The organism is Streptomyces sp. NPDC047014, assembly GCF_040644195.1.
In the GTDB taxonomy this organism is placed as follows: Bacteria; Actinomycetota; Actinomycetes; order Streptomycetales; family Streptomycetaceae; genus Streptomyces.
The window spans coordinates 23,925-33,696 of the sequence record NZ_JBEYVX010000064.1 but is presented as its reverse complement, the minus strand read 5'-3'; the positions used below and the strand labels follow the sequence as shown (position 1 = coordinate 33,696).

Below are 9,772 nucleotides of genomic sequence, written 5' to 3'. Positions count from 1 at the left end.
GGCGCTGCTGTGCGGGTTCGCGCTCCAGGCCATGGGTACGGCGGGCGAGCCGGTGCTGCGCGGGATCGGGCATGTGCAGAAGCTGGTGTTCCGGGTGCTCGCGATGATCATGTGGGCGGCTCCCGTGGGTGCATTCGGGGCGATCGCGGCGGTGGTCGGGGCCACCGGGATCGACGCGCTCAAGTCCCTCGCCGTGATCATGATCGGCTTCTACACCACCTGCCTGCTCTTCGTCTTCCTGGTCCTGGGCACCCTGCTACGGGTGTGCACCGGGGTCAGCATCTTCGCCCTGCTGCGCTATCTGGGCCGGGAGTTCCTGCTGATCCTGTCCACCTCCTCCTCGGAGTCGGCGCTGCCGCGGCTGATCGCGAAGATGGAGCACCTGGGCGTCTCCCGCCCGGTCACCGGGATCACCGTGCCGACGGGGTACTCCTTCAACCTGGACGGCACCGCGATCTACCTGACGATGTCCTCGCTGTTCGTCGCCGAGGCCATGGGGACCCCGCTGGCCCTGGGCGAGCAGATCTCGCTGCTGCTGTTCATGATCATCGCCTCGAAGGGCGCGGCCGGGGTGACCGGTGCGGGGCTGGCCACGCTGGCGGGCGGATTGCAGTCGCACCGGCCCGAACTGGTCGACGGGGTCGGCCTGATCGTGGGCATCGACCGCTTCATGAGCGAGGCGCGGGCCCTGACGAACTTCGCGGGCAACGCGGTCGCGACGGTGCTCATCGGGACGTGGACCAAGGAGTTCGACCAGGGCCGGGCCGCGGAGGTCCTGGCGGGCCGGCTGCCGTTCGACGAGAAGACGCTGATCGACGACGGGCACGGGAACGAGCCGGCCGGGCACGGCACGGATCAGGCCGGGCACGGGACCGGGCCGGGCGGGCCCGGCAAGGAGCCGGCCGGGCCTGACGGGGAGCCCGGCGCCGTGCCGGTCCCCGCGGGCGGCCCCAAGGACGGGGTTCCGGTATAACCGGAACGCCCTCGTCGGGCCGGCCGGGCAGGGCTCGCCCCCACGGTGCCCAGCCCGGCCGGTCCGCCGCATTCTCCGCACTTGCCCCCATAGTCGGTCACCGGCCACCGATTACCGAACCTCCGTGCTGCAAAAGGTACTTCCGTAACTGGCCGCGTGCATGACATCTTGCGTCCACCACTTGTTTCGTACGACCCGGCCTGACCACCGGGTCTTCGGAGGACGCATTGATACCCCACATATCCAGCCGACCTCGACGTACCCTGGTGCTGGCCGCGACCCTCGGCGCGGCCCTCGCCTTCGGAGCCCCCGCCGCGCTCGCCGGCACCGCTCCGGTCTCCCCGTCCGGCTCCCCCGCCGCCGGCCCCGCGCCGGCGCCCCAGGCCGCGGCCCCCGCTTCCCAGAGTGCGACCTGGGCGGCCGGAACCCGCGCCTACCTCGTGATCACCGCCCCCGGTGACACCACGGCGGTACGCAACGCCATCTCCTCCAACGGCGGCACGGTCTTCCAGGCGTACGACGCCATCGGCGTCATCGTCGCCCACTCCGCCTCCGGCAGCTTCGCCACCACCATGCGGGGCGTCAGCGGCGTCCAGCAGGTCGGCGCCACCCGCACCTCGGACGTGCCGGCGGACGCCTACAACCCGGCGCTGCCCGCCAACCCCGCGCAGTCCACGACGCCTTCGGGCGAGCCGGTCCGCGCCGACATGACCCAGATCAAGGCCGACCAGGCGTGGGCGGTCACCACCGGCTCCGCGTCCGTCAAGGTCGGCATCCTGGACACCGGCGTCGACGACCAGCACCAGGACCTGGCCCCGAACTTCAACGCCGCGGACTCCGCGTCCTGCGCGTACGGCAAGCCGGACACCCGTACCGGCGCCTGGCGCGACGTCGGCACCCACGGCACGCACGTCGCCGGTACGGTCGCCGCCGCCAAGAACGGCAAGGGCGTCATCGGCGTGGCCCCGGGCGTCAAGATCTCCTCGGTGCGCATCGCCGAGCCGGGCACCTCGCTGTTCTTCGCCGAGAACACCGTCTGCGGCTTCATGTGGGCCGGTGACCACGGCTTCAAGGTCACCAACAACAGCTACTACACCGACCCGTGGCAGTTCAACTGCCCGGACAACGCCGACCAGGCCGCGATCATCGAGGGCGTCAAGCGCGCCCAGGAGTACGCGGAGAGCAAGGGCTCCCTCCAGGTCGCGGCGGCCGGCAACTCCAACATCGACCTGGCCAACAAGACGACCGACACCGAGAGCCCGAACGACTCGACGCCGGTCACCCGCACCATCACCAACGCCTGCCTGGACATCCCGACCGAGCTCCCGGGCGTGGTCACGGTCTCCGCGATGGGCACCACCGCGAAGGCTTCGTACTCCAACTACGGCCTGAACGTCGTGGACGTCACGGCCCCCGGCGGCGACGCCACCGGCATCTACAGCACCCTCCCGGGCGGCAAGTACGGCACCATGAGCGGTACGTCGATGGCCTCGCCGCACGTCGCGGGCGTGGCGGCCCTGCTCGTCAGCACCAACCCGGGCATCACCCCGGCGCAGCTGCGCGACAAGCTGGCCACCCAGGCCAACGACGTGGCCTGCCCGTCGGACAGCCGCTGCAAGGGCACCACGGCCAAGAACGGCTTCTTCGGCGAGGGCCAGGTCGACGCCCTGAAGGCGGTCGGCAGCACGCAGCCTCCCGGCAAGTCCTTCGAGAACACCGCGGACGTCGCCATCGGTGACAACACCACCGTGGAGAGCTCGATCACCGTCAGCGGTGTGACCGGCAACGCTCCCGCCGCCCTCAAGGTCGGCGTGAACATCGTCCACACCTACATCGGTGACCTCAAGGTCGACCTCGTCGCCCCGGACGGCTCCGTCTACACGGTGCACAACCGGACCGGCGGCGGCACCGACAACATCAACCAGGTCTACACCGTCAACGCCTCCTCCGAGGTCGCCAACGGCACCTGGAAGCTCCGCGTGAACGACAACGCGGGCGGCGACACCGGCAAGATCGACTCCTGGAACCTCACCTTCTAGGACGCGTCGCGGCCATGGCCGGGGCCACCGGGGAGCGGCGTTACCGCTCCCTGGTGGCCCTTCGCCGTTCAGCCCCGGGCCGGCCGGGTGCGCAGCACGCAGTCGCCGCAGTAACCGCCGCCGGGCACCCGGTAGTAGAGGCAGCAGCTGTGCCGTACGAAGGCCACCCCGAGGCCCGGCTCGTGCACGAAGTCCCCGGTACCCGCCAGGGCCCCGCCCTCGCCCAGCAGGGCATCGGCCAGGTCGACGGCGGGACCGCCCGGGACCCGGTCGAGCAGCACCCGCAGCGCGCCGACCAGACCCGAGGCGGCGTTGCCCCGCAGCACCGTGGGCGACACCCCGAAGCCCTCCCGCAGCCCCGCGTCGAGCAGCGCGAGATGGCCGAGCACGCTCTCCCCCAGCTCCCCGGCGGGCAGCTCGCCCGGCTCGGGCAGCCACAGCTCCAGCGAGCCCGCCTCCGGCAGCCGCCACCACACGCGGTCGGCGGCGAGATCCGGGATCCGCCCGGACAGCGCGGCGCACCCCAGCCCGAGCGACCACAGCCGCGAGGCGATCCCGAACTGCGCGGTGGAGGCCGCCACCCGCCCCGGCCCGCTGCCGATCCGCCGCCCCACCTCGGCCACGTACGGCCCGAGGCCCCCGCCGTACAACGCGGCCAGCGGCCGGAACCCGGGCCCGGGCGGCTCCGTACCGCACGGGACGGTGAAGAAGGGGCCCACGGAGGCCAGCCGGCGCAGTACGTCGTCCATGCCCGGAATGATCGCAGGCGGGCCCGGAGCCCCCTGCGGCGGGCGTCGGGAGGGACGAAACGGAAGATCGTTCACCCTTTGATCAACCCCCTCGCGCGGGAGGTCGAACGTATGTACTCTGAGCACGCTTCAAACCTGATCGCGTTCAAAAAAGAAAATGGGGGGGCCGGTGCGCAATCGCCGACTCATGCTTTCCACCGCCGCAATCCTCGCGGCCGGTGTCGGTCTCGTCCCGGGTGCCGCGCAGGCGGCGGGCCCGGACGGGGCCAAGGGGACGGCCGGTCCGGGGGTGGCCGTGCCCGATCTCGACCTGGCGCAGGCCAAGGCCAAGGCGTACGGCGAGGTGAAGGCCGCCAGCCCGGCCGCGAACACCGTCCACCCGGCCGCCAAGGGCAGCAAGGTGGCCGCCACCGAGCCGACCGTGGCCCTGGAGGCCGAGGCCGGCAGCGCGCACGGCGTGGACCTCAAGGCGCTCGTGTCGAGCGACCCGGGCACCGCGCTCGGCGTGCTCGTCGAGTGGGGCGACGGCAGCAGCGAGCAGGTCGGGGCCAACGGCCCGACGGAGCTCACCCGCAACCACATGTACTCCAAGGTCGGCGCGTACAACGTCAAGGTGACCCTGCTCTCCGGCAGCACGGCCGTCGGCAGCAACACCCTCGTCTTCCGGACCGCCGGCAACGAGTTCACCCCGCACGCCCCGACCCGTCTGCTGGACACCCGCGAGGGCATCGGCGGCCCCCGGGCCAAGGTGCCCGCCTTCGGCACCGCCCGCATCAAGATCGGCGGCGCCGCCCAGATCCCCGCCGGGGTGACCGCCGTGGCCCTCAACGTCACGGTGACCAACCCCACCAAGGCCGGCCACGTCCGCGTGTACGCCGAGGGCGGCGACCTGCCGACCACCTCGAACGTCAACTACGCCCCGGGCCAGACGGTCCCGAACATGGTGATCGCCTCGGTCGGCAACAACGGCTACGTCGACGTCTACAACAGTGGCGACGGCCCGATCGACCTCATCGCCGACGTCACCGGCTACTTCTCCAAGACCGCCGCGAACGGGTACACCTCGGTCACCCCGAGCCGTGTCGTCGACACCCGCGAGGGTCTCGGCGCGGGCCGGGGCCAGCTCGCCGAACAGGCCACGTTCAGCACCCAGATCACCGGGCGCGGCGGCGTCCCGTCGACCGCAAAGGCCGTCGCGCTCAACGTGACCGTCACCGAGCCGAGGGCCGTCGGCCACCTGACCGTCTACCCCTCCGGCGGCGCCGCCCCGACCTCGTCGAACCTGAACTTCTCCGCGGGCCAGACCATCGCCAACTCGGTGATCGTCCCGATCGGCGCCGACGGCCGGATCAGCATCCGTAACGCTGCCTGGGGCGGCACCCACGTGGTCGTCGACGTCGTCGGCTACTACAGCCCGGAGAGCGCGAGCGCCCTGATCCGCAACACCCCGTCGCGGTGGTTCGACACCCGCACCTGGGGCGACCCGCTCGACGGCCGCGGCTACATCTACGGCCAGTTCGCCCAGGGTGACCCCAACGTCACCTCCGTCGTCACCAACGCCACCGTCACCAACACGGCGAGTACCGGATTCCTGACCGTCGCCCCGGACCCGAACTCCTGGGACGCCTACCAGAACGGCTGGGAGAGCCAGCCCGTCCCGCCGAACTCGTCGAACCTGAACTGGGGCCCGGGCCAGACCGTCCCGAACCTGGTCCAGGCGACCTCCGGCCCGTACGGAGTGATCGACTTCTGGAACATGAGCTGGAAGAGCACCGACCTGATCGTGGACTACTTCGGCTTCTACGCCAAGAACTGACCCACGGGATCACCCGCAGGACCCGAGCAGGCCGTGGCACCCGCCACGGCCTGCTCGTGCGTCCGGGGCCGGCCGGAGACGGTCACCGGACGGGGGCACCGGACACTCTGCCGACGCTCACCCGTTCGACGCCGGCGCGGCACCGGACCGGCACCTGGCCGGCCTCCGGGCGACCGGACATCCTCGCAGGTCAGAGGTGATCGCGCGCTGTCGGGAGGCCGTCCGGGGAGGGTGTGTGGTGCCGGGGAAGGGATGTGCGGGGATCAGGATTACGGGTGCTTCGGGGCGGGGACCCATGTCGGCGAAAAACCGTGTCACACCATTGCCAAATTGGGGCTTCAAGGAAGGACTTCCAGGGGCTACATTGAGCCACCCGCGTTCACCTGACAGCCGGTTGTCTTTCACTCGTGTTTTGCACGGGGGGCAACGTCATGGACGCAGACTGTGCAACCACCCCACCGCCCAGAAGGACCGAAGGCTCCGTGCCCGTACCCGTACACCTCGCGGGCCGCTCCGTGCGGCTCGAGCCCCTCGCCCCCCACCACACCGAGGCCCTGGCCGTGGCCGGGGCCGAGGATCGTACGACTTACGCCTTCACCCCCGTACCCCACGGTGTGCAGGCGTCCCACGAGTACATCGACCGCGCCCTCGCCGATCAGGCGGCGGGTCGCTCCCTCCCGTTCGCGGTGGTCAGAGCCACCGACGGGCGGGTCGTCGGTTCGACCCGGTTCCTGGAACTCGACTACTGGCAGGGGCCACTGGTGTGGCCCGCTGTGCCCGGCGTCCCGTTCGGCGACCCGGCCACGGCCGTCCCCGACGCCGCCGAGATCGGCAACACCTGGCTGTCCCCGGGCGCCCAGGGAACCGGCATCAACACCGAGGCGAAGCTGCTCATGCTCCGCCACGCCTTCGAGACCTGGGGCGTACGGCGGATCTCGCTGCGCGCCGACGCCCGCAACGGCCGCTCCCGGGCGGCCATGGAACGCCTCGGCTTCACCTGCGAGGGGGTCCGCCGGGCCCATTCGCGCGGTCTCGACGGGGCCGTCCGCAGTACCGCCTTCTACTCGATCCTCGACGAGGAGTGGCCGGCCGTACGGTCGATCATCGAGCTGCGGCTGTCCGCGGGCGCGCAGCGCAAGCGGCGCCGCAAGACCCTGATCCCGGCCTGAGGCGGTCCTCCTCCTGCCTGTACCTGCCGTCCCTCTGCCCGTTCGCGCCGCCGCGCGGACGGGCAGAGGCGTTCCCGGGGGCCCCGCTCCCGGCCCGAGGGCGGTGCGGGCAATGGCCTGGCCTAGGGAACGCCAAGAGAAGGAAAAATGCGGAACTGTGGCGTACTTTCGTTCATCTTCCGAACGGAAGAACCGAACGCCAGATCATCAGATCATCCGCCCCTCCGGGCGCAGCACCAGTCGGAGAGCCACCGCAGATGTCGTACGCACCCGAGGGGCAGCAGTACCAGCCGTACCGGCCGGAGGGACGGAGCCCGCAGCCGCCCTACGGGGACCAGCCGTATGGGCAGCAGTCGTACGGGCAGCAGCCGTACGGCGAGCAGCCCGCCTACGAGCAGCCGCGCGGCCACGAGCACCAGCGCGGCCACGAGGAACCGCCCGAGCCCCCGCGCCGCAGGTCCCGGGGCCGGCGCTGGCTGATCGCCGGGATCTCGGTGCTCGCCCTCGGGGGTATCGCCGCGGGCGTGATGGCCTACTTCGAGATACCGCCGTTCACCGACAAGGGCTCCGCGGTGTCCTTCGGGAAGCCGCCCGCGGGCGGCAAGGGCGGCCAGGACGGCGGCAGCGCCCCGCAGCCGGCGAACTCCAAGATGCTGATGCCGACGGGCCCCGCCGCCGACTTCAAGAACACGATGACCCTGGGTGACGGCACGCACGTGGCCGTGACCACGCTGGACGGCAAGAAGTCCGGCTTCAAGGGCAAGGTCTGGGTCTGGGCTCCGAAGGAGTACAACGACCCCAAGTTCGCCAAGAGCGGCTTCCCGGTGCTGATCGCCCTGCCGGGTGGCGACGGGTACGACAGCAACTACTGGATGGGCACGGACCTCGGCCTCCAGAAGAGCATCAGCAAGTGGTACGCGGAGGGCAAGAGCAAGCCCTTCCTGCTGGCCATGCCGGTGCTCAACCCGGGCCCGGACACCAAGGGCGTCTACTGGGACGGCTCCGACATCCCCGGCCAGCCCAAGATGGGCACCTGGCTGACGGAGGACGTGCCGGACCTGATGAAGGCGAACTTCCGCACGGTGAAGTCCCGCGACGGCTGGGCCTACATGGGCTCCTCCACCGGCGGCTTCGCCAGCATGAAGGCCGTGCTCAAGCACCCGGACAAGTTCAAGGCCGCGATCGCCTCCGGCCCGGACATCGTCCCGGACTCCTCCCTGTGGAAGGGCCACGACAAGGAGAAGGCCGAGAACAACCCGGAGCTGCTGGCGAAGCAGCTCATCGAGAAGAAGGGCCCCGATGTCTACCTGGCCTTCCAGGTCGGGGACAACGAGAGCAACAAGAGGACCCTGCCGGACGTGCAGAAATTCGTGGCCACCTACGGCAACAAGGGCCCGGTCCACACCACCCTGCGGGTGATCCCCGGCGGCAAGCACAACGCCAAGACCTACGTCCCGAACATGGGCGAGGGGCCGATCCAGTTCATCAGCGAGGTCATGGAAGGGCCCGTCGAATAACGACCGGGACCTCCGCACCCGCAAGCTCCGGCACGCCGAAGGATCTCGGCGTGCCGTTGCCGTCCCAGGCGGGCCATCCGGGGTCACCGGAGACCGCGAAGCGGACCCAGGCCGCGTGCATCTCGTCCGCGAGGGCCTGCGGGGTCTCCGGCCCGGCCAGCCAGGACGCCTCCGCCACGGCCAGGGTGTCGAAGACGAAGCCGATCTCCAGGGCGTGGCAGGCGCCGAGCCCCGGGATCCCGGAGGGCCAGCCGAACTCGTACAGGTAGCTCGGCGCCTCCCGGTCGCCCCCCGCGAGCCGACGCAGCGGGTCGCGCAGCAGCCGGTCGGTCATCAGGTGGCCCGCGAGATCGGCCGCCCCGGCCCCGGGCAGGGCCGCACGCAGCGCCGCGACGGCGGCCCGGTCCTTGCCCGTGCGGGCCCTGGCCAGCGCCACCGCGAGCGGGCCCAGCCGGTCCAGGACGCGCATGCCGCCGGTGGGGGCCAGCCACAGCCGGTACTCCTCGGTGGTCCAGCCCAGCAGCAGCGGTACGGCGGCGGAGATCTCCCCCGCCGCGAGCGCGTCGAGGGGGTCGCCGGGGAGGCTGTGCTCGTCGACGACCAGGCCGAAGGCGGGGCCGCCGACCAGCGGGCCGGACCGGCGCAGGACGGCCGCCTGCGCGGCCATCAGGTCGGGCAGGGAGGCGGCGGTGAAGGCCGCCGCGGTGGCTTCCACCTTGAGCAGCGAGGCCATGCGCCGGACCATGGACCGCACCCGGGGCCGGGGCAGCGCCTCGGGGGCGCCGCTCTGCAGGACGGCCTGGTGGAAGAGGCCGGCGGCGCGGGGGGCGGCGAGCAGGGCGCCGATGCTGATGGCCCCGGCGGATTCGCCGAAGAGGGTGACGCGGCCGGGGTCGCCGCCGAACGCCTCGATGTTCTCGCGCACCCAGGTGAGGGCGGCGATCTGGTCGAGCAGGCCGCGGTTGGCGGGGGCGTCGGGGAAGAGCCCGTAGCCGAGGACGCCGAGCCGGAAGTTGAAGGAGACCAGCACGATCCCGTCGCGGGCGAAGGAGGAGCCGTCGTACACGGGGACGGCGGAGGAGCCGCGGGTGTGGGCCCCGCCGTGGATCCACACCATGACGGGCAGCCCGGCGCCGGGGGTCGGGTCGGGGGTCCACACGTTCACGCTGAGGCAGTCGTCGCCGGGGATCACCGGGTCGGGCAGCAGGGCGGCGTACGTCTCGGGGTAGGGCACCTTGGGCGCGGTCGGCCCGAAGGCGGTGGCCGGCCGTACGCCGTCCCAGGGGGCCGGGGGCGCCGGGGCGGCGAAGCGGAGGGGCCCGACGGGTGGGGCGGCGTAGGGGATGCCCAGGAAGACGGCGGTGCCGTCGGGCCGGAACCGGCCCTCGACCGCACCGGCCGAGGTCCCGGCCCGCGGCCGGCTGCCGTCGGTGGCGTCCTCTGTGCTCATCCCGTCCTCCTGCGGTGCTGGTACCGGCGCACGCTCGCACAGCCGTCCCAGGGGTGACA

Annotated in this window: 7 protein-coding genes; 5 read left to right on the top strand and 2 right to left on the bottom strand. The window is 71.8% G+C overall.

The genetic code is table 11. The features are described 5' to 3' along the window. Together ABZ873_RS25990 and ABZ873_RS25985 are read left to right on the top strand one after the other, a co-directional pair. Positions 1–973 (top strand): cation:dicarboxylase symporter family transporter (locus ABZ873_RS25990; RefSeq protein WP_360876300.1); only part of this gene is annotated, 973 nt, incomplete at its 5' end. A gap of 266 nt (positions 974–1,239) precedes the next feature. Continuing rightward, entirely contained in the window at positions 1,240–3,012 is a 1,773-nt protein-coding gene (locus ABZ873_RS25985) for a S8 family serine peptidase (protein WP_360876298.1), read from the top strand. 68 nt (positions 3,013–3,080) lie between these two features. Here the strand turns inward: ABZ873_RS25985 and ABZ873_RS25980 are convergent, their stop codons facing one another. Continuing rightward, positions 3,081–3,761, bottom strand: a complete 681-nt coding sequence (locus ABZ873_RS25980) for a (2Fe-2S)-binding protein (RefSeq protein WP_360876297.1) — start codon at positions 3,759–3,761, stop codon at positions 3,081–3,083. A 187-nt stretch (positions 3,762–3,948) separates the two neighbouring features. On the opposite strand from ABZ873_RS25980, the gene ABZ873_RS25975 reads away from it, so the two are divergent. The 3 genes from ABZ873_RS25975 to ABZ873_RS25965 all read left to right on the top strand — a co-directional run bounded on the left by ABZ873_RS25975 (position 3,949) and on the right by ABZ873_RS25965 (position 8,263). Then, positions 3,949–5,577 (top strand): hypothetical protein, encoded by a 1,629-nt coding sequence (locus ABZ873_RS25975; protein WP_360876295.1) that lies wholly within the window; start codon positions 3,949–3,951, stop codon positions 5,575–5,577. Positions 5,578–6,059: 482 nt separating this feature from the next. Then, a complete protein-coding gene (locus ABZ873_RS25970) occupies positions 6,060–6,746 on the top strand; it encodes a GNAT family protein (RefSeq protein WP_360876293.1) in 687 nt (228 codons plus the stop codon). A 257-nt stretch (positions 6,747–7,003) separates the two neighbouring features. Then, a complete protein-coding gene (locus tag ABZ873_RS25965; protein ID WP_360876291.1) occupies positions 7,004–8,263 on the top strand; it encodes an alpha/beta hydrolase-fold protein in 1,260 nt (419 codons plus the stop codon). Here ABZ873_RS25965 and ABZ873_RS25960 read toward each other — a convergent pair. Next, positions 8,241–9,713: a carboxylesterase family protein gene (locus ABZ873_RS25960; protein ID WP_360876289.1), complete on the bottom strand. Its 1,473-nt coding sequence runs from the start codon at positions 9,711–9,713 to the stop codon at positions 8,241–8,243. The two genes, ABZ873_RS25965 and ABZ873_RS25960, sit on opposite strands and share 23 nt — an antisense overlap. Positions 9,714–9,772: the final 59 nt, after the last annotated feature.

Excerpts from the sequence above, each read along its gene's own strand:
- ABZ873_RS25980 (WP_360876297.1), bottom strand. The coding sequence starts at position 3,761 with ATGGACGACGTACTGCGCCGGCTGGCCTCCGTGGGCCCCTTCTTCACC.
- ABZ873_RS25975 (WP_360876295.1), top strand. The coding sequence starts at position 3,949 with ATGCTTTCCACCGCCGCAATCCTCGCGGCCGGTGTCGGTCTCGTCCCG.
- ABZ873_RS25965 (WP_360876291.1), top strand. The coding sequence starts at position 7,004 with ATGTCGTACGCACCCGAGGGGCAGCAGTACCAGCCGTACCGGCCGGAG.
- ABZ873_RS25960 (WP_360876289.1), bottom strand. The coding sequence starts at position 9,713 with ATGAGCACAGAGGACGCCACCGACGGCAGCCGGCCGCGGGCCGGGACC.